The sequence below is a fragment of the uncultured Zoogloea sp. genome, assembly GCF_937894855.1.
In the GTDB taxonomy this organism is placed as follows: domain Bacteria; phylum Pseudomonadota; class Gammaproteobacteria; order Burkholderiales; family Rhodocyclaceae; genus Zoogloea; species Zoogloea oryzae.
The window spans coordinates 19,548-43,718 of record NZ_CALAYQ010000073.1 but is presented as its reverse complement, the minus strand read 5'-3'; the positions used below and the strand labels follow the sequence as shown (position 1 = coordinate 43,718).

Annotated in this window: 27 protein-coding genes; 13 read left to right on the top strand and 14 right to left on the bottom strand. The window is 67.4% G+C overall.

The annotated features are described in order from the left end of the window. The 4 genes from Q0672_RS09665 to Q0672_RS09650 form a co-directional block, all read left to right on the top strand. On the top strand, window positions 1–1,071 hold a 1,071-nt coding region (locus tag Q0672_RS09665; protein ID WP_298621776.1), incomplete at its 5' end, for a hypothetical protein. Between the two features lie 154 nt (window positions 1,072–1,225). Then, window positions 1,226–1,813, top strand: a complete 588-nt coding sequence (locus tag Q0672_RS09660) for a hypothetical protein (protein ID WP_298621775.1) — start codon at window positions 1,226–1,228, stop codon at window positions 1,811–1,813. A 176-nt stretch (window positions 1,814–1,989) separates the two neighbouring features. Further along, window positions 1,990–3,279 carry a sensor histidine kinase gene (locus Q0672_RS09655; protein WP_298621774.1) on the top strand — a complete coding sequence of 430 codons (1,290 nt, stop codon included), beginning with the start codon at window positions 1,990–1,992 and terminating at the stop codon, window positions 3,277–3,279. A gap of 210 nt (window positions 3,280–3,489) precedes the next feature. Beyond that, on the top strand, window positions 3,490–3,870 hold the full coding sequence (locus Q0672_RS09650) for a c-type cytochrome (RefSeq protein ID WP_298621773.1): 381 nt from the start codon (window positions 3,490–3,492) through the stop codon (window positions 3,868–3,870). A gap of 73 nt (window positions 3,871–3,943) precedes the next feature. On the opposite strand, the gene Q0672_RS09645 is transcribed toward Q0672_RS09650, so the two are convergent. The 10 genes from Q0672_RS09645 to Q0672_RS09600 all read right to left on the bottom strand — a co-directional run bounded on the left by Q0672_RS09645 (window position 3,944) and on the right by Q0672_RS09600 (window position 12,125). Beyond that, entirely contained in the window at window positions 3,944–4,882 is a 939-nt protein-coding gene (locus tag Q0672_RS09645) for a DMT family transporter (RefSeq protein ID WP_298621772.1), read from the bottom strand. A 169-nt stretch (window positions 4,883–5,051) separates the two neighbouring features. After that, window positions 5,052–5,600 (bottom strand): rhodanese-like domain-containing protein, encoded by a 549-nt coding sequence (locus Q0672_RS09640; protein WP_153159785.1) that lies wholly within the window; start codon window positions 5,598–5,600, stop codon window positions 5,052–5,054. 63 nt (window positions 5,601–5,663) lie between these two features. Continuing rightward, a complete protein-coding gene (locus tag Q0672_RS09635; protein WP_298621771.1) occupies window positions 5,664–5,987 on the bottom strand; it encodes a cyd operon YbgE family protein in 324 nt (107 codons plus the stop codon). Window positions 5,988–5,998: 11 nt separating this feature from the next. Continuing rightward, window positions 5,999–6,424, bottom strand: coding sequence for a group II truncated hemoglobin (locus tag Q0672_RS09630; protein WP_153159783.1), 426 nt, complete (start codon window positions 6,422–6,424; stop codon window positions 5,999–6,001). Continuing rightward, complete coding sequence (gene cydX, locus Q0672_RS09625) at window positions 6,414–6,539, bottom strand: cytochrome bd-I oxidase subunit CydX (protein ID WP_153159782.1); 126 nt, start codon at window positions 6,537–6,539, stop codon at window positions 6,414–6,416. The genes Q0672_RS09630 and cydX overlap by 11 nt, the downstream gene beginning before the upstream one ends. Window positions 6,540–6,551: 12 nt before the next feature. Next, window positions 6,552–7,691 (bottom strand): cytochrome d ubiquinol oxidase subunit II, encoded by a 1,140-nt coding sequence (gene cydB, locus Q0672_RS09620; RefSeq protein ID WP_298621770.1) that lies wholly within the window; start codon window positions 7,689–7,691, stop codon window positions 6,552–6,554. A 17-nt stretch (window positions 7,692–7,708) separates the two neighbouring features. Continuing rightward, window positions 7,709–9,262: a cytochrome ubiquinol oxidase subunit I gene (locus Q0672_RS09615; RefSeq protein ID WP_298621769.1), complete on the bottom strand. Its 1,554-nt coding sequence runs from the start codon at window positions 9,260–9,262 to the stop codon at window positions 7,709–7,711. Continuing rightward, entirely contained in the window at window positions 9,252–9,428 is a 177-nt protein-coding gene (gene cydP / locus Q0672_RS09610; RefSeq protein WP_194271107.1) for a cytochrome oxidase putative small subunit CydP, read from the bottom strand. The genes Q0672_RS09615 and cydP overlap by 11 nt, the downstream gene beginning before the upstream one ends. A 396-nt stretch (window positions 9,429–9,824) precedes the next feature. Then, window positions 9,825–10,211, bottom strand: a complete 387-nt coding sequence (locus tag Q0672_RS09605; protein ID WP_298621768.1) for a hypothetical protein — start codon at window positions 10,209–10,211, stop codon at window positions 9,825–9,827. Window positions 10,212–10,283: 72 nt separating this feature from the next. Beyond that, window positions 10,284–12,125 carry a sigma-54-dependent Fis family transcriptional regulator gene (locus Q0672_RS09600; protein ID WP_298621767.1) on the bottom strand — a complete coding sequence of 614 codons (1,842 nt, stop codon included), beginning with the start codon at window positions 12,123–12,125 and terminating at the stop codon, window positions 10,284–10,286. Between the two features lie 298 nt (window positions 12,126–12,423). Between Q0672_RS09600 and Q0672_RS09595 the strand changes: the two genes are divergently transcribed. Then, window positions 12,424–12,738: a c-type cytochrome gene (locus Q0672_RS09595; RefSeq protein WP_153159777.1), complete on the top strand. Its 315-nt coding sequence runs from the start codon at window positions 12,424–12,426 to the stop codon at window positions 12,736–12,738. Window positions 12,739–12,813: 75 nt separating this feature from the next. On the opposite strand, the gene Q0672_RS09590 is transcribed toward Q0672_RS09595, so the two are convergent. Genes Q0672_RS09590 through pedF form a run of 3 tightly spaced genes read right to left on the bottom strand, consistent with a single transcriptional unit; the run spans window position 12,814 to window position 14,966 of the window. Then, entirely contained in the window at window positions 12,814–13,770 is a 957-nt protein-coding gene (locus tag Q0672_RS09590) for a beta-propeller fold lactonase family protein (protein WP_298621766.1), read from the bottom strand. After that, window positions 13,751–14,596, bottom strand: a complete 846-nt coding sequence (locus tag Q0672_RS09585) for an ABC transporter substrate-binding protein (protein WP_298621765.1) — start codon at window positions 14,594–14,596, stop codon at window positions 13,751–13,753. Before Q0672_RS09585 ends, Q0672_RS09590 begins: the two co-directional genes overlap by 20 nt. Beyond that, on the bottom strand, window positions 14,586–14,966 hold the full coding sequence (pedF, locus tag Q0672_RS09580) for a cytochrome c-550 PedF (protein ID WP_228111754.1): 381 nt from the start codon (window positions 14,964–14,966) through the stop codon (window positions 14,586–14,588). The genes Q0672_RS09585 and pedF overlap by 11 nt, the downstream gene beginning before the upstream one ends. Before the next feature lie 375 nt (window positions 14,967–15,341). On the opposite strand from pedF, the gene Q0672_RS09575 reads away from it, so the two are divergent. Next, complete coding sequence (locus Q0672_RS09575) at window positions 15,342–17,375, top strand: sigma-54-dependent Fis family transcriptional regulator (RefSeq protein ID WP_298621764.1); 2,034 nt, start codon at window positions 15,342–15,344, stop codon at window positions 17,373–17,375. 109 nt (window positions 17,376–17,484) lie between these two features. On the opposite strand, the gene Q0672_RS09570 is transcribed toward Q0672_RS09575, so the two are convergent. Further along, window positions 17,485–18,507, bottom strand: coding sequence for a helix-turn-helix domain-containing protein (locus Q0672_RS09570; RefSeq protein WP_298621763.1), 1,023 nt, complete (start codon window positions 18,505–18,507; stop codon window positions 17,485–17,487). Between the two features lie 353 nt (window positions 18,508–18,860). On the opposite strand from Q0672_RS09570, the gene Q0672_RS09565 reads away from it, so the two are divergent. The 7 genes from Q0672_RS09565 to Q0672_RS09535 are packed head-to-tail and all read left to right on the top strand — an operon-like array spanning window position 18,861 to window position 24,141. Further along, window positions 18,861–20,003 carry an amine dehydrogenase large subunit gene (locus Q0672_RS09565; RefSeq protein ID WP_298621762.1) on the top strand — a complete coding sequence of 381 codons (1,143 nt, stop codon included), beginning with the start codon at window positions 18,861–18,863 and terminating at the stop codon, window positions 20,001–20,003. Next, window positions 20,003–20,629 carry a MauE/DoxX family redox-associated membrane protein gene (locus Q0672_RS09560; protein WP_153159772.1) on the top strand — a complete coding sequence of 209 codons (627 nt, stop codon included), beginning with the start codon at window positions 20,003–20,005 and terminating at the stop codon, window positions 20,627–20,629. Before Q0672_RS09565 ends, Q0672_RS09560 begins: the two co-directional genes overlap by 1 nt. Window positions 20,630–20,631: 2 nt before the next feature. Then, the gene (mauD, locus tag Q0672_RS09555) at window positions 20,632–21,228 is read left to right on the top strand and encodes a methylamine dehydrogenase accessory protein MauD (RefSeq protein WP_153159771.1); all 597 of its coding nucleotides are present in this window, start codon (window positions 20,632–20,634) and stop codon (window positions 21,226–21,228) included. Between the two features lie 28 nt (window positions 21,229–21,256). Continuing rightward, window positions 21,257–21,784, top strand: coding sequence for a methylamine dehydrogenase light chain (locus Q0672_RS09550; RefSeq protein WP_298621761.1), 528 nt, complete (start codon window positions 21,257–21,259; stop codon window positions 21,782–21,784). Between the two features lie 13 nt (window positions 21,785–21,797). Then, window positions 21,798–22,274, top strand: a complete 477-nt coding sequence (locus tag Q0672_RS09545) for a cytochrome c (protein WP_298621760.1) — start codon at window positions 21,798–21,800, stop codon at window positions 22,272–22,274. Then, on the top strand, window positions 22,271–22,717 hold the full coding sequence (locus Q0672_RS09540) for a cytochrome c (RefSeq protein ID WP_298621759.1): 447 nt from the start codon (window positions 22,271–22,273) through the stop codon (window positions 22,715–22,717). Before Q0672_RS09545 ends, Q0672_RS09540 begins: the two co-directional genes overlap by 4 nt. A gap of 35 nt (window positions 22,718–22,752) precedes the next feature. Further along, complete coding sequence (locus tag Q0672_RS09535; RefSeq protein ID WP_298621758.1) at window positions 22,753–24,141, top strand: DUF1329 domain-containing protein; 1,389 nt, start codon at window positions 22,753–22,755, stop codon at window positions 24,139–24,141. The last annotated feature ends 30 nt before the right edge of the window (window positions 24,142–24,171 follow it).

Sequence of the window (24,171 nt, the reverse complement as noted above, 5' to 3'; positions counted from 1 at the left end):
GGGACATGGCAGCAAAACACCCTATCGGGGTGTCCGAAAATACTTGACCACTACACTCAGGCAGCGGTGTTCGTGGATATGGACTACGCGCAGTCGGTGCTTTGGCGGCACGTGCTTTACAACGTGGATGAAGAGGCGCACCACGTTTACCTCAAGCGCTATGCCCAGATTGATCCGCGCCTGCCGGTGATGATGAAATCCCCCGAGATGCAGTGGATTTCCGATCGGGAGGCGCTGTCGGACGAGATCCGGCTGGGGAGCCCCGTCTATCGGGAATACCTGCTGCCCTGCGGCCTGCAGGAATGCCTGATGGCCAAGCTGGCCGTGGAGAACGCCCGGCATGGCAACGTGGTGCTGCTGCGGGTGGGCGTGGAGGAGGCTTTCAGCCAGGAACAGCGAGCGATCCTGGCCCTGCTGTTGCCACACCTCGATCGGGCCATCCGAATCTCGCGGCGGCTGGCGGCGTTTGCCCGGGCGCTGGCCTTCGGCAGCCGGGGTGTCGAGGCAAGCCCCGAGCCGGTGGCGGCGATTGCCGGGAATGGCCGCCTGAGCGAGGCCAATCCGGCCTTCGACGCCTTGCTTGCGGCGGGCGGCGTCTTTCGCCTGGGAGCGGATCAGGTGCTGCGCTGCGTGTCCTCCGAGGCCCAGTCGCGATTCAAGCGCGCCTTTTCGGATGCCCTGGAACTCGCCAAGGGCAACCTGCACCGGCCGGGGGCGAGCCCGCCCGTCCTGGCGCTGGATCGCGAGCACGGCCCGCCGCTGCTGGTGACGGTCGCGCCGTTGATGCAGGTGGGCGGGCGGCCGTGGTTCGAGCAGCTGGGTGTGCTCGTCAAGGTGACCGATCCCCTCGCGCCGCCCAGCGAGGCGGTGCTGCAGCAGGGCTTCGGGCTCACCGTGGCCGAGGCGCGGCTGGCCTGCGCGCTGCTGGGTGGGGGCGCGCTGGCAAATGTCGCCTCCCGGGTCGGCGTGTCCACCAACACCGCCAAGACGCAGCTTCAGGGCATCTTCCAGAAGACCCGCACGACCCGTCAGGCCGAACTGGTGGCCCTGCTGCGAAGCATCCAGCATTGATGGGCCCGGTCGCCGATGTGCCCGCCGGTGTGCGGAAAGTCACGTTTCCGTTGAGATGCGCCGCCACCCAATTTGGGTTGTTCTTCGTGAATCGCTACGACAGCTCCGGTACGCTTTCGTCTTCCCCTCATCCGACACCGGAGTTCATCTCATCATGAGCATTCGCATGACCCCGAAATTCGCCCTTCCCCTGCTGCTCACCTTTGCCTCCAGCGTTGCCGGCGCCGTCTGCGTGCCGGTGATCGGCACGGCCAGGCTGCTGCCCGACGCGGCCTGCACGATCCGGACGGTGGCCCAGCCGGGAACGCCGGCGTCGCTGTTCGGTGGTGACTGCTTCAGCGTCCAGCTGTCCCTGGCCGGCTTCCCGGCGGCGACGGGCTATGCGGGCAATACCATCGAGCCGATGGCCAGCCTGGTGCCCGGTGCGCCGGTCACGGTGGCGCCGGTGGCGGTGCCGGCCGCGGGTTCGCCGCTGCCGCGCCAGATCGTCCAGACCGCCCGCACCACCATGTGGCTGGGCCACGGGGCCCGCCGTACCGCGATCTACACCACCGACGTGGTGGTGATCCAGCCCCAGCTGTCGGCCACCGGCCAGGTCGTGCCCAAGCTGATGACCGAGCAGATCCTGATCTCCGGCTCCGACGGCAAGGGCGCCTTTGCCAATGTCAGCGGCCACCTCAACGTGATGGGCACCACCGTTGGCGCACCGTCCGCCGTCACCGGCCAGATCTGCATGCCGTGATTGCCGCCGTGGCTGCCCGTTGACGGGCCGCACGGGTTTCGCCGGAACCGCCGTCTTCCAGCCGGAAGCGGCGGTTTCTTCATTCTGGCCGCGCGGACGGCGTTGTGCGCTCATGCCGGCGGGCTGGCACATGCCTTGCTCTGATTACTCCCAAAGGAATATAAGGGGAGACACCCATGGATCTACGCTGGCGACTGTTCGGCTATGTGCTCGGATTCGCCCTCGCGCTGCTGCTGGCAGCGGCGGCGTGGGTTGGACTGGCGCTGCGCGAGGATGTGGCCGAGGAAATGGCTGCCTCGACGCGCCTGGTGAACACCATGCTGGCGGTGAGTGCCGCGCCGGAATCCCGCGCGGGCGACCTGGAAGCCCTGCTGGCAGGTGGTCAGTTACGACACGTTGCGCTCCATGTGGAGCGTTCAAATTTGGAGCAGGGTCTGGCGCCCGCCCGTGGCGGGTTGATGGAACCGCTGGTGGACTACCTGCTCGACGGCCGCGAGATCCATGAGCGGCGCATTCCCTTGGGCGACGGCACGCTGGTGATCCGCGCCGATGCCCGGGCCGAAATCCACGAAATCCTGCGTGACGGCGCCCGCATCATGGCGACCTTGCTGGTGTTCTCCCTGGCGATGGCGGTGGTGGCCTGGCTGGCAGCCCATCGGGCGCTCAAGCCGGTGCGTGAGCTGGAAGACGGCCTCGCCCGGGTGGGCCGCGACGAAGGCCGGGTGAGCCTGCCGGCCTTCCGGCTGAAGGAGTTTGCCAGCATCGCCAGCGCCATCGAGCGCATGTCCGGCGAGCTTTCCGAAACCCGCCAGGCCCGCCAGCAGCTTGCCCGCCAGCTGCTTGAGCTGCAGGAAAACGAGCGCCGCGAGCTGGCCCGGGAACTCCACGACGAGCTCGGCCAGTCTCTCACGGCAGTCAATGTCTCCGCCGCCTACATTGAACGCCACGCCGGCCGGGCGTCGCCGGATGATCTGGCCGACAGCGCGCGGGACATCCGCAACGAATCCACCCGCATGCTCGCCCAGGTGCGCAACCTGCTGTCCCAGCTGCGCCCCCATGGCCTCGAAGGCCTGCAGATGATGGACGCCCTGAACGATCTGGTGAGCGGCTGGCGCGGCCGGGCGCCGCAGATCGGTATCGAGGCGGCCTTCCCCGAATCGCTCCCGGCGCTGCCGCCGGCGGCCGGGCTGGCCCTGTATCGCACGGTGCAGGAGGCGCTCACCAACGTGCTGCGCCACAGCGTGGCCAGCCAGGTGCGGCTGACCCTGCGCGAGGTGGGCAAGGCGGTGGAGCTGACGGTGGCCGACAATGGCGTGGGCAAGGCCAGCGAGATCGTCCGGCGCTCCCGCGGCGGGCTGCTCGGCATGCGCGAGCGGGCCGAGATGGCGGGGGGCTCGTGCTGGTTCGACGAGGCCCCGGGCGGCGGGCTGCAGGTGCGCCTGTGCCTGCCCCTGGCCCAGGTCTGAGGGCTCGCCATGCGGGCCGAAGCGGTCACCCGCAGGCGCTGCCCAGGCCAGCAGACGATTCACAAGCAGGCGTTCCCGATCCGGCGGAAACTGGGCGGGAACACGGATTTAACGCAGATGCACCTGACGGTGCGGTGGGGGCAGGCCAGTCGGTCGCCCCTGCCGGGCTCGCTCGGGGTGTCTTTCGATTTTTAGCCAAGGAGAAGAAACATGATTGCCTTACGTAACACCGTCGTTCCGGTGATGCTGGCCCTGGTCGCCACGACCGCTGCGGCAGCCACTGACGATGACATGAAGGCCCTCGCCGTGAAGAGCGGCTGCCTGACCTGTCACTCCATCGAGTCCGGCACCCCCGGCCCCAACGGCATGGCCCCCATCGGCCCGGCCTGGCAGGATGTCGCCAAGATGTACAAGGGCAAGCCGGGCGCCGACGTCTTCCTGACCCGCGTGGTGCTGGAAGGCTCCAACCCCTACGGCAGCCACTGGAAGGACAAGGTCAGCGGCCTGGCGATGCCCCCCAACAAGGTGGCCATCAAGGAAACCGACGCCAAGAAACTGGTGAAGTGGATCCTGACCCTGGCGCCCAAGTAATCCGCCAGCGCCAGGCGCAAGCAACAAGACCCCGGACGTCCCCCCGCCGGGGTCTTGCTGTTTCTGGGGCGACCTACTTGCCGGCCCGCGCCGCCGTCGATCGCGACGACACCGCGATGCCGGCCACGATCAGCCCGAAGGCGACGCCGTGGAAGGGCTGCGGGCCTTCGCCGATCACCGCGGCCGAGAGCACTGCCGCAAACAGTGGCGTGAGGTTGTAGAAGATCGACGCCATCGCCGGCCCCGCCTCGGCCACTGCCAGGCCCCACAGGCGGTAGGCGATGATCGACGGGCCGATGGCCACGAACAGGATGGTCGCCACCAGCTGCCACGACCACTGGGTCGGGGCCGAGGGCGCGATCATGTCGCCCACCACCGCGGTCGCCACCGCGCCGCTCACCCCGAAGATTGCCTGGGCCACCAGAAACTGCGCCCAGTTCCAGTTGGGCCGCGCCGCGCCCAGCATGTGGGCGGGCGGCTTGGCGAGCATCCAGCTGTAGAGCGACCAGCCGATGATCGCCACCAGCATCAGCAGGTCGCCCTGCACGAAATGGATGTCGGCCAGCGCCGCCGGGTTGCCCCGGGACATCACCAGCGCCACGCCCGCCAGCGACAGCAGCGCGCCGATGAGCTGCAGCCGGGTGGGGCGAACCTTGTAACCCACCGCGCCCACCACCATCGCCCACACCGGGGAGCTGGAAGCGATCAGCGTGACGTTGAGGGGCGTGCTGGTGCGCAGGGCCATGTATTGCAGCGCGTTGTAGGCGCCCACCCCGATCACCCCCAGCACCAGCAGGTAGCGCCAGCGTTCAACGATCTGCGCCCGCGCCGCCGGGGTGCCGATGGCCGCCCAGCCCAGGGGCAGCAGCAGCGCGAAAGCCACCACCCAGCGCAGGGCGTTGAGGAGCAGCGGGTCGATGCTGCCGATGGCCATGCGGCCGACCACCGCGTTGGTGGCCCACATGGCGGGCGGGGTGGCGAGCATCAGGACGAGACGGGGGGTGAGCTGCATTGCAAATCCCTGGAGTAAACGGCGTGCCGCCCGGCGCTGGGCCGGGCTGGATGCGCAAGTTTAGGGATATGGTTGCAGTGGCGGAAGACGCCCGCGCGGGATTCACTGTTCAGCAGGCTGAACAATCGGGGCGCCGGGGACGATGGATGCGTGACGCCCCGGCATGGCCTCAGTGCTTGTCGAGACGGTACATCTTGGCCGGGTTCATCTTCGTGCTCCAGGGCAGGCCACTGTTCTGCCAGCCATTGACCACCCGCAGTCCGGCCTGGGGGCCCTCCTTGAGGGGCGTGCCCTGGAAACCGTCGATCACGTAACGGGCATTGGGAAAGCCGTTGCTGCGCAGGAAGCTCGCGCTCGGCTCGCCCCGTTCGCTCCCAGAACGACACAAGGTGATCACTTCGGCATCCATGCCGAGGCCCCGTCGTTCAAGTTCGGCCTTGATCTGGCTGACGAATTCCGGGTTCTGCACCAGCTTGTAGACGCCGCGTTTCGCATCCCAGGCGGTGCGGTCCACCATCAGGAAGGGGATGTTCACGTGCACTGCGTCGGTGAAGCCGACGAACATGATCTCGACGGGATCGCGCACGTCCACGAAGAGCAGGTTCTGGTTGGGCTGTTGTACGCGGGCGTGGACTTCCGCGGCCGGAACGGCAATGTCCACGGCCTGGGCCGACAGGGCCAGCAGGCTGAGGGAGGTGGCGATGAACAGGTGTTTCATGGGGTGTTTCCTAAGGTGGTGAAGGGGCCACGGGCTTGCCGGAACCGGCTGGTGTCATGGGCGTCATGCGAAAAATCTCATGGCTGCGGCGGCAATCAGGCACAGCAGGCACGTCCAGCCAGAGAACAGCCAGCGCCAGATCCGGCCCACGGGCACGAAGCCGACGCCACGCACCATGCCGGCGGTCATCGCGATCAGCAGCGCAAAGGCCATCCCGTGGTCGGCCTGCCCTTGCGGACCGGCCATCAGGAAGGGGTTCAGCGAGCCGCCCAGCATGATCAGGATGGCAACGGCCAGGCAGGGCAGGTGCATCCGTGGCGAAGGTGTCTCGGGCAGTGTGGCCGGCATTTCGTGGGTTACAGGAGGTGTGCCAGTGTTCATCAGCATGGTCAGCGCGTTCAGGCCGTGCTGCAGCTGCAGCCGGTGTGCGCCTGGGGGGCGCTGGAGTCTGCCCGGTTGCGCAGGTGATCGGCCATGGCCTGGAAGCGGGCCAGCAGCCACGCGTGCAGCCCGGGCTCGTCCACCACCTCGTCGAGGGCCTTGCGGAACGCCGCCATCCAGGCGTCGCGGGCGGCGCTGTCGATGGGGAAGGCCATGTGCCGGCGCCGCATGAAAGGTTCGCCGTAAAGGGGGCGGAATCGGTCCGGCCCGCCCAGCCAGCCGCTCAGGAAGGCGGCGAGGCGCTGTTTGACCTCGCTCATGTCGGGGTGGTGGAGGCGCATCGCCGCCTCGGCTTCGGGCAGCTCGGCCATCCAGTGGTAGATGCGCTCCACGAGCCGGTCGATGCCCGCCTCGCCCAGCTGGTCGTAGGGGCTAGCGTTCATCGTGCGAACCTCGGGATGTGGCTTGGCGGCTGGCCTCGTGCTCGGCCCACAGTGCGTTGAGAATGGCCAGGAAGACGGCAAAGCCGACGCCCAGGACCCAGGTGAAATACCACATGCGATTGACTCCTCAGTAAGCCGAATGGCTGTTTTCCCGGACGTAGGCGGGGGTGACCTTGCCGCCCATCACGCGGTAGGCCCAGCTGGTGTAGAGCACGATGAGCGGCATGAAGATCAGCGTGGCCCACAGCATGATGTTGAGGGTGAGCTGGCTGGAGACGCTGTCCCACACCGTCAGGCTGGCGTTGGGGTCGAGGGAGGACGGCATCACGAAGGGGAACAGGGCCGCGCCGGCCGTACCGATGATGCCGGCGATCGCCAGTGCCGAGGCCCAGAAGGCGGCCAGGGTGCGGCCGCGGCGGGCGAGCATCTGGGCCGCCAGCACACCGGCGATGCCCGCCAGGGGCAGCGCGGCGGTGGCGGGCTGGGCGCGGTAGTTGGCGAACCAGGCGCCGGCTTCGCGGATCACGGTCTTGCCCAGCGGATTGGGCAGCGCCGCGCCGTCGACTGCCGACTGGATGACGTAGCCGGGGATCGCCAGCCACAGCCACAGGCCCGCTGCGGCAAAGCTCAGGATCGTCAGCCCGCCGAAGAAGCCGGCTGCCCGCAGGGCCCGCCACTGGATTTCGCCCTGGGTGCGGTGGGCCAGGTAGATGGCCCCGTGGAAGGTGATCATCGCCGTCGACACGACGCCGGTGAGGAGGGCAAACGGGTTGAGCAAGGCCCAGAAGCTGCCGGAGTAGGTGGATACCAGGTGATCGTCGAAGCTGAAGGGCACGCCCTGGAAGAGGTTGCCGAAGGCGACTCCGAAGATCAGCGGCGGCACGGCGCCACCGACGAACAGGCCCCAGTCCCAGGTGCTGCGCCAGCGGGGGTCGTGGATCTTGCTGCGGTAGTCGAAGCCCACCGGGCGGAAGAACAGCGCCCATAGCACCGCCAGCATGGCCCAGTACAGCCCCGAGAAGGCGGTGGCATAGACCAGCGGCCAGGCGGCGAAGATGGCGCCGCCGGCGGTGATGAACCACACCTGGTTGCCGTCCCAGTGCGGGCCGATGGTGTTGATGACGACGCGCCGTTCGGTGTCGTTCCGGCCGACGAAGGGCAGCAGCGTGCCGACACCCATGTCGTGGCCGTCCATGATGGCGAAGCCGATCAGCAGGACGCCGACGAGCAGCCACCAGATCAGTTTGAGGGTTTCATAGTCGAGCATTTGGAATCGTCCTCGGTTCAGGCGTGGGCTTCGTTGGCGTAGCGACCGGTGCCGAGACTGCCCGGCCCTTGCCTGGCGAACTTGATCATCAGGAACATCTCGACGATCAGCAGCACGGTGTAGAAGCCGACGAAGCCGGCGAGGGAGCCATAGAGGCTCTCCACGCTCAGGGTCGATACGGAAAGGTGGGTGGGCAGCACGCCGTAGATGGTCCAGGGCTGGCGGCCATATTCGGCCACGAACCAGCCCACCTCGCAGGCGATCCACGGCATCGGCAGGCAATACAGCGCTGCCCGCAGCAGGCCGCGCCGGTCTGCAAAGTCGCCCTTCACCGAATGCCACAGGGAGAGCCCGAAGAGCAGCAGCATCGCAAAGCCCAGGGCCACCATCAGGCGGAAGCTCCAGAACATCGGGGCGACGCGGGGAACCGTGTCATTCACGGCCTTGTCGATGATGGCCGGCGTCACGTCGTCCAGGCGGGTGACGTATTTCTTGAGGAGCAGGCCGAAGCCCAGGTCGGCCTTGTGCTGCTCGAACTTGCGGCGGGCGGCTTCATCATTCTGATTGCGGCGCAGGGCGTCGAGGGCCGTCACTGCCTCGATGCCGGAGACGATGCGTTCCCGGTTCTTCGCCTTGATCTCCTTGATGCCGGGAATCTGCTTGTCCAGGGAGCGGGTGCCGATGAGGCCCATCACCCACGGAATCTCGATGGCGAAGTCGTTCTTCATCTCGGCCTCGTTGGGGATGGCGATCAGATTGAAGGCGGCTGGTGCAGGCTCGGTCTCCCACATCGCCTCCATGGCCGCCAGCTTGGTCTGCTGGGCTTCGCCGACGGTGTAGCCCGATTCGTCGCCGAGGACGATCACCGAGCATACGGAAGCGAATCCGAAGGCGGCGGCGATGCCGAAGCTGCGTTTGGCGAACTCCACGTCGCGCCCGCGCAGCAGATACCAGGACGAGATCGACAGCACGAACATGGCGCCGGTGACGTAGCCGGCCGACACCGTGTGCACGAACTTGGCCTGGGCGTCCGGGTTGAAGACCACCGCCCAGAAGTCGGTCATCTCCATGCGCATCGTCACGTAGCTGAACTCGGCGCCCACCGGGTTCTGCATCCACCCGTTGGCGATCAGGATCCACAATGCCGAGAGGTTGGTGCCGACCGCCATCAGAATGGTGACGAGCAGGTGCTCCTTGCGCGCCAGCCTGTCCCAGCCGAAGAAGAACAGCCCGATCATCGTGGACTCGAGAAAGAAGGCCATCAGCCCCTCGATGGCGAGCGGTGCGCCGAAGATGTCGCCGACGTAGTGGGAGTAATAGGCCCAGTTGGTGCCGAACTGGAATTCGAGGGTGATCCCGGTGGTGACGCCGAGGGCGAAGTTGATCCCGAAGAGCTTGCCCCAGAAGCGGGTCATGTCCTTGTAGAGGGGATTGGCGGTCATCACATAGACCGATTCCATGATGACCAGCAGCCACACCATGCCGATGGTGAGGGGGACGAACAGAAAGTGGTAAAGGGCGGTGGCGGCAAACTGCAGCCGCGATAGATCGACCAGTTGTTCACTGACCACGAGGTGCTCCTTGGACGACGGGGTTGGGGGCGAGCTGCCTCGACATGTCCTGCGCGTCCACCTCGAGCCTGGCATCGCGCACGAAGCACCACCACAGCGCCACGAGGGCGAGCAGCTTGACGACGATGAGCCAGCCGAGATGCCTGGCGGTGGGGTGAAGCGACATGTCTGGCAGCGTTTGTTGTTGATGGGGGTTACCCAATCAATTCCCGTGCCATTTCGCAATTTTTGATTAAATGTTTTTAAATCAATGGATTGTGATTGCTTCTGGTGCGGCAATCGGACGCAGGCTGACTGCCAGGATGGGCTGCCGTGGCGTTGGTTGGCAGCGTTTCTGGCAGCGTTTCTGGCAGTGTTCGGGCGGTTCGGACGAGTCCCGGCGGGCGCGGGTAGGGATGAAATGGGGACGTGCTGCCGACCACCTGAGCACGGCGTCTTGTCGCGGTGGCGTGGTGGCAGCGCGCCTGGCAGTGCTGGCAGTGGAGTTGCAGGTCTGTCAGGGCGCGGGCGCGCCTTGGCCGTGGGGGGCCGGGATGCCCGGCGGGGTGTCAGGGGCGGTGGGTCAGTTCCAGCCGAAGGGCACGCGAATTTCCTCGAAGTCGCCATCCGCCAGCTTGTCCTCGGCATTGAAGACGAGCTGCAGGATCACGTCGGTGTGGCCGCCCAGCCAGTTCTTCGAGACCGGGATCTTGCCGAAGATGCACGGCCCGCCGCTGGGGCGCAGGCGCGACGTCATGGTGTTGGCCCGGGCCAGGGATTCGCATTCGCTGCGGTTGTACACCGAGAGGGTGGCGTTGCGGGCCTTGAGGCTCTGGATGGCGTCGGCGAGGGGATAGCCAGGCCGGAACTGCTGCTGCAGTTCGGGGACGAGGGGCGAAGGCGGTTCCTCGCAGCCGGCAAGGGCGAGGGTGGCGAGGAGAGGGGCGGCGATGGCGCGGAACCTGGACATGGCAGACAAGGCTGAAAAAGGACGCCCGCGAGTATCCCACGGCCCGGCGCGGTCGGGCAGCTGCGGGCAGGGTCAGCCGCGCCGCAGCTTGCGGTAGAGGGTGGTGCGGGTGATGCCCAGCTCCCGCGCGGCGGCGGAGATGTTGCCGGCGTGGCGGGCCACCGTCTCTTCCACCAGCCGGGTTTCGGCGGCCCGCAGGCTTTGCGTGGTGGGCCGCGTCTCGCTGGCGTCGATCAGGTCGTGGGGCAGGTGGTCGGGGGTGATGGTGGCTTCGTCCGGCCCCAGCATCGCGGTGGCGAGGCGCAGCACGTTCTTCAGCTCGCGGATGTTGCCGGGCCACTGGTGGCGGCGGATCACGTCCAGCGTGGCGGCCGCCAGGCGCAGGGGGCGGTCGGGGGATTCGTCGCGCAGGATGCGGCGGGCGAGAGCCTCGATGTCGCTGCGCTCGCGCAGGGTGGGCAGCGCGAGGCTCATGGCCGACAGGCGGAAATACAGGTCGGGACGGAACTCGCCGGTCTCGCACAGGGTTTTGAGCGGCCGGTGGCTGGCGCACACCAGCGCCAGGTCGATGGCCTCCTCGGGGCCGCCGCCCAGGGGCGTGACCCGGCGGGTCTCGAGCACCCGCAGCAGCACGGCCTGCAGGCGCAGCGGCATGTCGCCGATTTCGTCGAGGAACAGGGTGCCGCCGTGGGCTTCGCGCAGCTTGCCGCGGGCGCCTTCGCCCCGGGCGCCGGTGTAGGCGCCGGCCCGGTAGCCGAAGAGTTCGGCCTCGATCAGGTTGGCGGGGATGGCCGCACAGTTGATGGCCACGAAGGGGCCGTCGCGGCGCGGGCTGCTGTGGTGGAAGGCCTGAGCGAAGACTTCCTTGCCGGTGCCGGTTTCGCCCTGGATGAGCAGCGGGATGTCGAGCCCGACGATGCGCCGGGCGCGGCGCACCGCCGAGGCGACGGTTTGGTCGCCCAGGTCGAGGTCTTCGAGGGTTACGCCGCGGCGGGCGGCGGGCGTGCCGGGTGCGCTGGCGGCCACCGGGCGCAGGGCCTGGAGCCGGCCGGCCTGGACCCGGGCGGCGAATTCGCGGCCGCCGTGGGCGCACAGCAGGGTGGGGCGCAGGCTGCTCGACAGGGCGTGGTCGAGGAGGGTGGTCCAGCGGGTCTCGAAGATCCGCGAAAAGGCCGGGCGCTCCTTGCGGCTGTCGCCGATGCCCAGCAGGGTTTCGCCGCGCCGGTTGCAGGCGAGCATCTCGCCGGCCTCGTTGAACACCGCCAGCCCTTCGAGGGGCGAGGCCAGCGCTTCGGCCTGGGGATGGAAGCGGATCGTCACCGCGGCTTCGGGGATGCTCTCGATCAGGCGGTTCTCGATGATCTCGGCGGTGGTCTGGATCAGCGCCTGGGCGTGGATCTGGCTGAGCTGGGCCGAAGTGGAGATGTCGAGGATGCCCAGCACGCCGCCGGCCGGGCCGTGGATCGGGGTGGCGACGCAGGTGAGGAAGCGGTTGCGCTCAAGGAAGTGGTCGGTGCCGATCACCGCCATCGGGCGCTGTTCGGCCAGCGCGGTGCCGATGGCGTTGGTGCCCATGGTGCATTCGGCCCACGACACGCCGGGCTGCAGCGCGACCCGCGCGGCGCGTTCGGCGAAATCGGCATCGCCCACTGCGCGCAGGATCATCCCGGCGTCGTCGGCCAGCAGGATGGTGGAGGACGAGCGGGCGATCTGCTGGTGCAGGTGCTCCATGATCGGCTGGGCGTAGGCCACCAGCCGCGCGTTGCCTTCGAGCCGGTCGGCCAGGCTGGCCCGGGGGAGGATGCCGTCGGGCAGATGTTCGTTGTTGCGCAGGCCGTTGGCGGCGCAGCGCTCCCAGGAGCGCCGGATGGCTTCCACTGCGGGGATTGGCGAGGTGGGATCGGCTTTTTTCACGGGTGAGACCGTGCAGGAAACATGCCAGAGGATTGGCCCGGTCTACCGCCCCCTAAAGGCCGGCCGTGGGCGGAAAAGTGTTCCGTGGTGCGTGTCGGGATGGAGCAGGTGTGCAGCCGCGGAGCAGCGCCGCTGCCCGCTCGCATCCTGCCCGGATCGGGCAAGTGCTTGTTGGGAAAGGGATTGGCCTTCAGTTTGGGGTGGGTGGCATCGGCGCACGAAATTTGCAATGGTGGCGGGGCGGGTGGTCTGCAGGCCGCCGCCAAGACCAATCACAAGTCCGATCCAAGGAGGAGCTATGAAATTCATTCCGATGATGTGCGCGATTGCGCTGGGTGTGGCCGCGGCCGCGCCGGCGATGGCGTCCGAGGAGATCATCAAGAAGGCCCGCTGTACCGCCTGCCATGCAGTCGATCAGAAGCGCGTCGGCCCGTCTTACAAGGACGTGGCAGCCAAGTACAAGGGGCAGGGCGACGCAGTGGCGGTGCTGAGCGCCAAGGTGCGTCACGGTGGTTCCGGTGTGTGGGGCCAGATTCCGATGACCCCGAACGGCCCGGACAAGATCAGTGATGCTGATCTGAAGGCCGCGATCGAGTGGATCCTGAAGCTCTGATGTGGGGCGTGCACACCTGCTCCAAAGTGGAGCAGGTGTGTCGGGATGGTTCAGTTTGTGTCGCGACGCCCTGTGTCAGGGCTGCACGACGACGCCCCACGGCAGCTCGCCGACGGGGATTTCACTGATGGTGGTGAGACGTTCGGTGTCGATCACCGAGACGCTGTTGGAGCGGCCGTTGGCCACGTAGAGCTTGCGGCCATCGGGGGTGAGGGCCATGTTCCAGGGCCGCTTGCCCACCGGCAGGGTGGCTTCGACCTGATTGTCGGCGGTGCGGATCACGCTCACCGTGCCGTCCTTGCCGTTGGAAACATAAACACGTTGGCCGTCCGGCGCCACGGCCACACCGTTCGAGAAGGTGCCCGCCTTGATCGTGGCGATCACCTTGCGCTTGCCCATGTCGATGGCGTAGACCGTGCTCACCAGCTCGCAGGCCACGTAGGCGCGGCTGCCGTCCGGGGTGAAGCCGATGCCGCGGGGGCGGGCGCCCACCGGGATCTGCGCCACCTGACGGCGGGCCTTCACATCCACCAGATCGACCTGTTCGGCGTCCTCGGCGCTCACCAGCAGCCAGCGGCCATCCGGGCTGAACACCGCGTGTTCCGGGTTCTTGCCGCGCACGCGGATGTCGGCGAGCTTGCGCCCGGTGGCGGCATCGAGCACCACCACGCTGTTGGATTCTTCCACCGCCACCGCCACCCGCTTGCGGTCGGCGGAGACGCTGACGCCTTCGGGCGATTCACCCAGGCGGATGTGCCGGGTGGGTTCCTCGGCGCTGATATCGACGATCACCAGGCCATCCGACGGCGCCTCGCTGATGAACAGGCGCTTGCCGTCGCTGGCGATGCCGCGGGGGCGGGCGCCGCCGGGCAGGGTGCGCACGACGGTGTCGGTGGCGGTGTCGATCACCGACACCGTGCCGGATTTTTCGTTGGGGACGTAGGCGAAGGGCGCGGCAAGCGCCGCTGCGGGAAGCAGGGCGCAGCCGGCCAGCAGGGTGCGGATCATCGAATCAGAGCGTGGGCTGGACATAGGTGATGCCGTGACGGGCGAAGATGGACGCGACGGTACCATTCTTCTGCAGCACGCGCAGCGCCTCGCCAACGGTGTCGGCCAGGGCTGTCTCCTCGGCCTTGACGGCCATGCCGATGGGCCAGCTGTTGATCTTGAGTTCCGGCATCTGAACCACTTCGAGGGTGAAGCGGTTGTCCTTGCCCCGCGCCTGCTCGATCTCCGAGCGGGGGCCCATCACGGCGGCCAGGTCGCCGGCCTTCAGCTTCTCGACGGCGGCAGCCACGCTGTTGAAATGCACCACATTCTCGCGCAGGCGGCCGTTGAGCACGCCCAGCAGGAAGGCATCGGCCAGCGAGCGGCCTTCGACGCCGATCTTCTCGCGGGTGAAGACTTCCAGCGCGGTCGCGGCCGAGCCGCGGATCGAGCCGATGCGCTGGATGCGGGCAACCGCAATGGTTTCCAGGTGGTAGGGCCCGAAGATCTTGACCTTCTCGTTCTTGCCCTGGAGGTAGGAATCCACCGGCACGTGCATCATCACGTCCGACGGCTGCTGGCCCAGGTAATGGCCCTTCCAGACCATGTTCCGCAGGTCGTCGTCCATGTCCTCGTCGGCGTTGTAGCCGACCACCTGGGTGGCGATGCCGAGCTGCTTGCCCAGCGCCTGGGCAAGCTCCACGTCGATCCCGTTGCCCTTGTCGGACCAGGGCACGAAGCCGTTGTAAACGGCAACCCGAAGGCTGCCGCGCTGGCGGATCTCGGCCAGACCGTCGGCCTGGGCCGGCAGGCTGGCTGCCAGGGCGGCGGCCCCGGCGGCAAGCAGGAATCGACGGCGATCAGTCTTCACGGACGGTCTCCAGCCAGGCGCGGATGGTCCACATGGCTTCCTGGGACAGGATGCCTTCGAACGGGGGCATGTACACGCGGCCGTCGCGGGTCGCGCCGTGGCGGATGCGCTGCAGGAAGATCTCGTCACCTTCCTGGCCGGCCGGCAGGTAACGCAGATCCGGCGCGATGCCGCCGGACACGGCGCCCAGGCCGTGGCAGCGGGCACAGTTCTGGTTGAAGGCCGAGTCGCCGATGCGGATCGCTTCCTTGTTGCCCAGATACGGGTTCTTGGTGAGCCACTCCTTGCCAACCTGCTTGAGGGAGGAGGTGTCCACCGCCTGGGGCGTCACGTCGCCGTGGGCAATGACGGCACCGGCCGCCAGGGCCAGGACGGCGGTGGAGAGAGCACGGAGAGGGCGGGAGAAGAAGTTGCGAGCAGTCACCTGGGTCACCTTTGGTCTGGATTGGAATGCGTCGAGCGATGGGGCGCGGGGCGCAACAGGCATCGCCGTGGTGGGCATCATTCAGCAAGGGGCGTGCCACTTGTCACGGCTTCTGCGGGGGTGTCTCGGCTTTCCGGCGCTGGAGGCGGGTTTCTTAGTTTTTCTTATGGGTGAATAAACTGGAACGGAGTTTGCTCATGGGTATCCGCCGTGGAGCAGTCACATTGCTGAAATATGATTCGGCTGCTACATTTTGGAGCACTCACCATAAACCGGGTTAAAACCCGGAACACAATCCGTTATAGCGGAGGAGACGAACACATGCAGGTACCTTTCAATACCGAGGCTCGTTCGATGAGCCTTCAGGAGGCGCGTTCCCTGTATTTCGATCGGGGCGAGGTGCCGGAAGCCTTGCTCGACCGGAACGTGTTGCGCTCCTGGGAGCGCTGCCGGCAGGCGGGGCTCGATCCGGCCTTCAAGGGCACCCGCGATCCGGACATGCGCGCCGTGACCGAAGCCCGCGAACGCAACCGCACCCTGCTGTCCCATGCCCAGCCTGTGCTGGAGCATCTCTTCGAGCAGATCCGCAACTCCCACAGCATGGTGATCCTGGCCGACGCCCAGGGCATGCTGATCCAGAGCTACGGCGATCCGGACTTCCTCAGCCGCGCCGAACAGGTCGCCCTGCGCCCCGGCGCCAGCTGGAACGAATTCGATCGCGGAACAAACGCAGTCGGGACTGCACTTGCCGAGCGCAATGCCGTTAATGTCTTCGGCTCCGAACATTTCTTCGAGAGCAACGCCTTTCTAACCTGTAGTGCCGCGCCCATCCTGGACGCGCAGGGGCGTCTGATCGGGGCGCTGGACATCTCCAGCGACTACCGGGCTTATCAACGCCACTCGCTGGGTCTCGTAAAAATGTCGTCCCGCATCATCGAGAAACGTATCTTCGAAGCCGAGTTCGCCCACCAGGGCCTGCTCAGCTTCCACTCCCGCCCGGACCACGTGGGCAGCCTCTGCGAGGCCCTGCTGGCCATCGGCCCGGATGGCGATCTGCTGGGCGCCGATCAGGCTGCCCTCGACCTCCTCGGCATGCGCCGCGAAGATCTGCCCCGCCGCCACTACACCATGCTGTTCGACGTTCCCCTGGGCACCCTGGTCGACCGCGCCCGGCGTGACCCGTCGTCGCTGATCGCCATCAACGGCCGCAACGGCGAGCGCTTCTATGGCCGGTTGCGCGGCAACCTCACCGCCTTGGCCACCTCCGGCCCGGTGCTGCTGGATGCCCGTGGCGAGCGCGTGGGCAAGGCGCCCAAGGTGGTCGAGAACATCCGCCCGACCGCCCGTCCCGGCCTGACCCTCAAGTCGCTGTCCACTGGCGACGAGCGCCTGCAGGCCGCCATCGACAAGGCCACCCGCGTACTCGGCCGCGACATCCCGATCCTGATCCAGGGCGAATCCGGCGCCGGCAAGGAGATGTTCGCCAAGGCCTTCCACAACAGCGGCCCCCGCGGCCAGGGCCCCTTCGTGGCGCTCAACTGTGCGGCGATCCCCGAAACCCTGATCGAATCCGAGCTCTTCGGCTACTCCGGCGGCGCCTTCACCGGCGCCCGCAAGGAAGGCGCGGTCGGCAAGATCCAGCAGGCCCACGGCGGCACGCTCTTCCTCGATGAAATCGGCGACATGCCCCTGTCGCTCCAGGCCCGCCTGCTGCGCGTGCTCCAGGAACGCTGCGTGACCCCGCTCGGCACCAACAAGAGCATTCCGGTGGACATCACCCTGGTCTGCGCCACCCACCGCCGGCTGAAGGAAGAAGTGGCCCGCGGCGGCTTCCGCGAAGACTTGTACTACCGCCTCAACGGCCTGTGCATCAACCTGCCGTCGCTGCGCGAGCGCAGCGACATCGGCAGCCTGATCGACAAGCTGCTCCGCGAAGAGGCCGGCCCCGACCGCCCGGTCACTGTCTCCAGCAGGGTGATGGATGCCTTCCTGAATTACCGCTGGCCGGGCAACATCCGCCAGCTCGGCAACGTCATCAAGGTGGGCATCGCGCTCCTCGACGACGACGAGGACGTGATCGAGACCTGGCACCTGCCCGACGACGTGTTCGAGGAAATCGGCGCCCTGGCTTCCTCCAGCCCGGCCACGCCCGAACCCGTCGCCGCCCGTGTCGCCGAGACCATGGCCTGTGCCGACGCCGTGCCCACCAGCGCAGCCGCCTTCGGCCGGCTCGAGGAGATCGAGCGCGACATGATCCAGCGCACCCTCGAAGCCGAAAACGGCAACATCTCCGCCGCCGCCCGCCGGCTGGGGATCAGCCGCAACACGCTGTACCGCAAACTCGGCCGGTTCTGACCCGTCCGGCGACTGCCGGCTAGCCTTTGCTCCAAAGCAGAAAGCCCTCAAATCGAGGGCTTTCTGCTTTATTTGCGCCGGACGGCGCAGGGCGCGTTGCCGATGTCGGTCAGGAGTCTGTCGTCAAGCTTGCATCCGGCACGCCCAGCCGGCGGCGGAGGGTTTCGGAGGGCAGCTCGCCGAATATCGCCTTGTAGTCGGCGGCGAAGTGGGAGAGGTGCAGGAAGCCCCACTGCAGCGCCACGTCGGTGACCGATTCGCGGCCGTCCCCGTTACGCAGGGCGCGGCGCACGCCGTTGAGGCGCATGGCCCGCAGGAAGCTCACCGGATTTACGTCGAGCACGTCCTGGAAGCTGTATTGCAGCGTGCGGCGTGACACGTTGAGTTCGGCGCACAGGTCGGCCACGGTGATGGGCTCGTTCACGTGGTGGCGCATGTATTCCCGGGCGCGATCGACGATCTGGCGGCGGGCCTGGCTGGTGGATGGCGGACGAAGCGCATCGACGCCGTTGCCGATTACGGCTAGCAGGCTGTCGAAGATGGCGTGCTCCATCGCCTTGCGCATGGCGGCGTGTCCAAGAATGTGCGGGGTGTTGCGGGCCGTGTCGAGCACGGTGAGGAGCAGGGCGCTGAGCTCCTGCATCTTCTCGGCGCTGCTGGGGATGATCCGCCGCTTGCCGAGTTCGGCTTCGATGTCGCGGCCTTCGGTGCGCAGGGCGTAATTGTTGAAGACCTCCTTGTTGGTGGTGATGGCCACCACGTCGAGCTGCCGCGGGGTGCGGAAATCGAGCTCGTCGCCGCCATGCAAGGTGAGCATCGTGTCCCGGTCGAAAGACTCGCCGCAGTACCAGCCCTGGCCTTCGAGGTTCAGCGGAATCCCGAATGTCCGCGAGCCTTTCCAGGAAGATCCGGCCTCGTGAACCATCTGGTTCGTACGCTCACGGAATACCTGCACATTGCCGAACCAGGCCTCTTCGATCTCGCCGTTGAAACGGCCCGGCGAGAGCTGTTCGTAGGTCTGGATCCACTGTTGCAGGCTGCATGCGTGCTCGTGGGCGTCTTCGGTGCGGGTGGTGGCAAATGCGCTGAGCGGGCTGGGTTCGGTGTCGCTCCTCCTCGGTTGCAAGTCCATGGCTGTGCTCTCTGTTTTGGTGTGGTTTAGGGCGGTCTTACGACTCTTAAAATCAAAGTAATACCAATTGCCCCAAATCCGCAAGGGTCTTGTAGCTCTTGTTGTGCGCCGCACAACGATGGTGCAGTGCACACAAAAATCCCCTTTTTGGACAGGCACTTGCACCAAATTGGAATTGCCGATATTGGATAGCGCCCTTTTTGGGTAGCCCCCACTATGCCTCCAACCGCAGCCCGGAACGCCATGTCCGGAACGCGGGAAGCCCGCCCCGGGAGTGCCCCAGGCGGGACGACTGACAGGTGCCCCCGACAGAGAGACGACGGTTCGGGCACCGCAGCAAGAAGGAGGAAAACGTGCTTCGAAAATCGTTAGCGGGGAGCTTGCTGCTGCTGGGCCTGTGTGCCGGCGCCAGCGCCGAACTGGCTCCGGAAGTGATAACCACCGGCAAGCTGCCGCCGGCCAATCCGTATCGCATCTATCTGTCGGACGTTTCCATCGGCCACATCGTGGATGGACGCCTGCACGTGGTGGATGGCACCTCGTTGCGCTACGAAGGGGTGATCGCCACGGGCTACGCCGGCCAGGCGATCCTGTCGGCTGATCGCAAGGAAATCTTCGTTGCGACCACCTACTACACGCGCCTCAACCACGGCACCCGCACCGACGTGGTGGACGTGCACGACGCCCAGACCCTCGCCAAGACCGGCGAGATCGCCATCCCGCCGCGCCATGCCCAGTCGCTCAACTACAAGGGCACGATCCGGCCGTCGAGCGACGGGCGCTGGCTGTTCGTGCAGTTCGCCACCCCGGCCACCTCGGTGGGGGTGATCGACCTGAAGGAGCGCCGGATGGTGGCCGAGGTGGCGACGCCCGGCTGCTGGAGCATCCTGCCGGCGGCCAGCACCGGCGGGCGCTTCTCCACCGTCTGCGGCGACGGCACGCTGCTCACCGTCAGCCTCGACGCCGCCGGCCAGGTGGCGAACCAGAAGCGCAGCGCGAAGTTCTTCGACGCCGACAAGGACCCGATCTTCATCCACGGCGAGCAGGACGGCGACAGCTACCGCTTCGTGTCCTTCCTGGGCGACGTCTACACCGCCCACGTGGGCGGCGAGGTGGCGAGCTTCGACGCGCCTTGGTCGATCCTCTCCGCCGCCGACCGCAAGCAGGGCTGGCGCCCCGGCGGCTACCAGCTGATCGCCCAGCACAACGCCAGCGGCCGGCTGTTCGTGGGGATGCACGACAAGGGCTTTGAGGGCAGCCACAAGACGCCGGCCAAGGAGATCTGGACCGTCGATCTGGCCAGCAAGAAGCGCGTCGCCCGCACCCCTGGCAACAACGCCATCGCGCTGGCCGTGAGCCAGGGCGACGGTGCCCGCCTGTTTGCCTACGACGGCGTGAAGGCCGCCATTGCGGTGTTCGACGCGAAGGGCAAGCTCGCCCTCGCCAAGCGCATGGAAGGCATCGGCGAGACGCCCACCCAGATGGAGCTGCACTGATGGACGCCCTGGCTCTTGACCCCGTGCTGGCCCGCGCCTGCGGGGCGGCGATCGCGGTGGTGCTGCTCACCGGGGCGTGGCAGAAGCTGCGCGACCTGGCGGTGTTCGAGGCATCGGTCGACCTGTACCGGCTGCTGCCCGAGGCCCTGGTGCCGCTCTTCGCCCGGGCCTTCCCGGTGCTGGAGGCGGTGGCCGGCGTCGCCCTGCTGCTGGATGCCACCCGCAGCGTCGGGCTGGTGCTGTCGGTGGCGGTGCTCGGCCTTGCCACCGCCGGCGTCGTCGCCAACCTGCTGCGCGGCCACACCGACATCGACTGCGGCTGCGGCGGAGCAGGGGGGCACACCACCCTCAGCTGGGCGCTCCCCGCCCGCAACACCCTGCTGATGATCCTCGCCGTGCTCGGCGGACAGGACGGCGGCAGCCGTGACCTGATGTGGATCGACTACCTCACCGTCGCCGGCGGCACCCTCGCCCTGTTCGGCCTCTATGCCACTGCCAACCAGCTGATGGCCAACCACCCCCGCCTGATTCAACTTAGCGCCCCCAAGGCCGGGCCCAGCCCGGCCCGCCCCCCGAGGGGGGCAAGAAAACTTGGGGCGGCCCTGCGTTTTCTTGAGAGGAACTGATCATGACCGAAGCCCTGATGATTTCGAACGTGCTGCTGTGGATCGCCGTTCTGGCCGCCCTCGTCGGACTGTTTGCCCTGGCCCGCCAGATCGGCGTGCTGTACGAGCGCGTGGCCCCGATGGGCGCGCTGATGATGGACACCGGCCCCAAGGTCGGCGAGGCCTCGCCGGTGTTCGACCTGCCGGCGCTGGTGGGCAACACCCGCGTCACCATCGGCCGCCCGGCCGACAAGAGCACGCTGCTGTTCTTCCTGTCGCCCACCTGCCCGGTGTGCAAGAAGCTGCTGCCCATCCTCCGCTCGGTCAATCGCACCGAACAGGACTGGCTGCGCGTGGTGCTCACCTCCGACGGCGAGCAGCCCGAGCACCTGGCCTTCTACGAGAAGGCCGACCTGAAGGAATTCCCCTACGTGCTGTCCAGCGAGCCCGGCATCGCCTACCGGGTGGCCAAGCTGCCCTACGCGGTGCTCCTCAACGAGCACGGCCGGGTGGTGGCCAAGGGCCTGGTGAATTCCCGCGAGCAGCTCGAGAGCCTCTTCACCGCCAAGGAAATGGGCGTCGCCTCGGTGCAGGACTTCATCGACCACCAGCACGCCTGACCGCCCCCAACCCCAAGGAGAGACAACCATGAAATGGCTCGATGACCTGTTCGAGCGGAAGACCCGCAAGGTGGCGCAGCAGAGCTCCCGCCGCGGCGCGCTGATCCGCATCGGCAAGCTGATGGTCGGCACCGCCTTCGTGCTGCCGGTGCTGCCCTTCGACCGCACCGCCCAGGCCGCCGCCGGCGCGGCCCGCAAGGCCGCCAACGCCAAGCCCGGCGACCAGGACTGCGAATACTGGCGCTACTGCGCCCAGGACGGCTACCTGTGCTCGTGCTGCGGCGGCACCGCCTCCACCTGCCCGCCGGGCACCGAGGCCTCCAAGGTCGCCTGGATCGGCACCTGCCGCAACCCGGACGACGGCAAGGACTACCTCATCAGCTACAACGACTGCTGCGGCAAGACCGCCTGCGGACGCTGCCTGTGCAACACCAACGAGCGGGAACGGCCGGCCTACCGGATGGGCGTGCATAACGACATCAACTGGTGCATGTCCAACGACTCGACGATGTTCCACTGCACGCTCGCGGCGGTGGTCGGCGTGGCCGAAGGCTGAGGTGAGGCACGCCATGCGCACCCTGCTCGCCAGCCTTCTTTGTGCAGCGGCATTGCCCGCGGCGGCCACCGACGGCGCCGCGGTCTTCGCCACCCACTGCGTGATGTGCCACCAGCCGGGCGGCACCGGCCTGCCGGGGATCGCCCCGCCGCTGGCCGGCACCCTGGGCGAACGCCTGCAGGTGGCCGGCCGCGGCTACCTGCCCCGGGTGGTCACCCACGGCATGGTCGGCCCGATCACCGTGCAGGGCACGCGCTACACCGGCTCCATGCCGTCCTTCGCCCAGCTGCCGGACGCCGATCTGGCGGCGGTGCTCAACCACGTGGTCGGCAGCTTCAACGCCGGCACGCTGCCCGACACCCACCAGCCCTACACCGCGGCCGACCTGGCCGAGGCCCGGGCCGAGCAGCTCGCGCCCCATCAGGTGCGCAAGCTGCGCGACGGGGCTGCGGGTGCGGGCGGCAGCGCTGGCAAGGGGAGCGGGTCATGAAGGCGGCCCGGCTCGCTCTGGCTGTCGCCCTTGCGGGCGGTGGGCTGGCCGCCGGGCCGGCCGTGGCCGACGCCGACCACACGGCGCGGATGCAGTACATCCTGCACTGCGCCGGCTGCCACCAGGCCGACGGCCACGGCGCGCCGGATTCCGGCGTGCCCGACATGCGCGGCCAGCTCGGCCACTTCCTTAAGCTGCCCGAGGGCCGCGCCTTTCTTGTGAAGGTGCCGGGCACCTCGAATTCCGCCCTCTCCAACCGGGAGGTCACCCGGCTCCTCAACTGGATGGTGCGCAGCTTCTCGGCGCCCACCCTGCCGGCCGACTTCGTGCCCTACACCGAGGCCGAGGTCACCGCCTTGCGCAGCGCCCCGCTGGACAACGTGGCCGGAGAGCGGGCGGCCATCGTCACCCGGCTCGCCGGGCAGGGCATCACGATCCGCTAGCCATCGATTCAAACCTTCGACAGGGAGTTCTCATCATGCACAAACAAGCCAACACCCCCTTCAGGCCGCGTGTCGTGGGGGCTGCCCTCGCGCTGGCCTTTACCGCCACGTTGTCGATCAACGCCTCGGCGGCGGTCTCCGAGCAGGAAGCCGCCCGCCTGGGCAAGGATCTCACCCCCGTCGGCGCCGAGAAGGCCGCCAGCAAGGATGGCGCCGTCCCCGCCTGGGATGGCGGCATGACCAAGGTGCCCGCCGGCTGGAAGCCCGGCCGCCTCGACCCCTACAAGGACGACAAGCCGCTGTACTCGGTGGACGCGTCCAACCTCGACAAGTACGCCGACAAGGTGCCCCCGGGCCAGGCCGCCCTCATCAAGGCCTACAAGGGCTACAAGCTGGATGTGTACCCCAGCCACCGCAGCTGCCCGGCGCCGGACATCGTGGCCGAGCGCACGAAGAAGAACGCCACCTACGCCAGGATCGGCGACGACGGCTGGCGGCTCGAGCAGGCCTACGGCGCCGGCGTGCCCTTCCCGATCCCCAAGAGCGGCGTCGAGGTGCTGTGGAACTACAAGACCCGCTACACCGGCCTTGGCCGCCGCGCCCAGATCTCGGCGCTGATGCCCGACAAGGACGGCTCCATCGTCGAGACCAAGCAGTGGTTCTTCGAGATGTACCCCTTCAACGATCCCAAGACCACCACCCTCAAGGACGTGGAAGGCATCGACTCGAAGCTGCTCTACGACGTGCTCTCGCCACCGTCCCGTGCGGGTGAGGGCTACCTGATCCACGCCTACCTCGACAAGCCCCAGGACGCCTGGATCTACTTCCCCGGCCAGCGCCGCGTGCGCCGCTCGCCCACTTTCGCCTACGACAACCCCATCGCCGGCTTCGACAACCTGTACTTCGTCGACCAGATCAACATGTTCACCGGCGCGCCGGACCGCTACGACTTCAAGCTGGTGGGCAAGAAGGAGATGATCGTCCCGTACAACTCCTACAAGCTCATCGACAAGAAGAACAAGTTCAAGGACATGCTCGGGCCCGAGTACGTCAAGCGCGACTTCATGCGCTACGAGACCCACCGCGTGTGGGTGGTCGAGGCCGCGGTGAAGGGCGACAAGCGCCACAGCTTCGCCAAGCGCGTGTTCTACATCGACGAGGATTCGTGGGCGCTGCTCCACGTGGATATGTACGACGCCAAGGGCAACCTGTGGCGCGTGCAGGAAGGCAGCCTGTGGGCCGCGCCTGAAGTGGGGGCCTGCATGTCCTACGAATACCAGATGTACGACCTCGTGGCCCGTCGCTACGTGACCGACAACTGGACCGCCGAAGGCGAGGTGCTCGACCTCACCGCCGGCAAGGAAGGCCGGGTCAACGCCGCCACCTTCAGCCAGGACGAACTGCGTCGCCGCGGCGAACGCTGATCTGCGCCCCTCACTCAGGAGATTCCCATC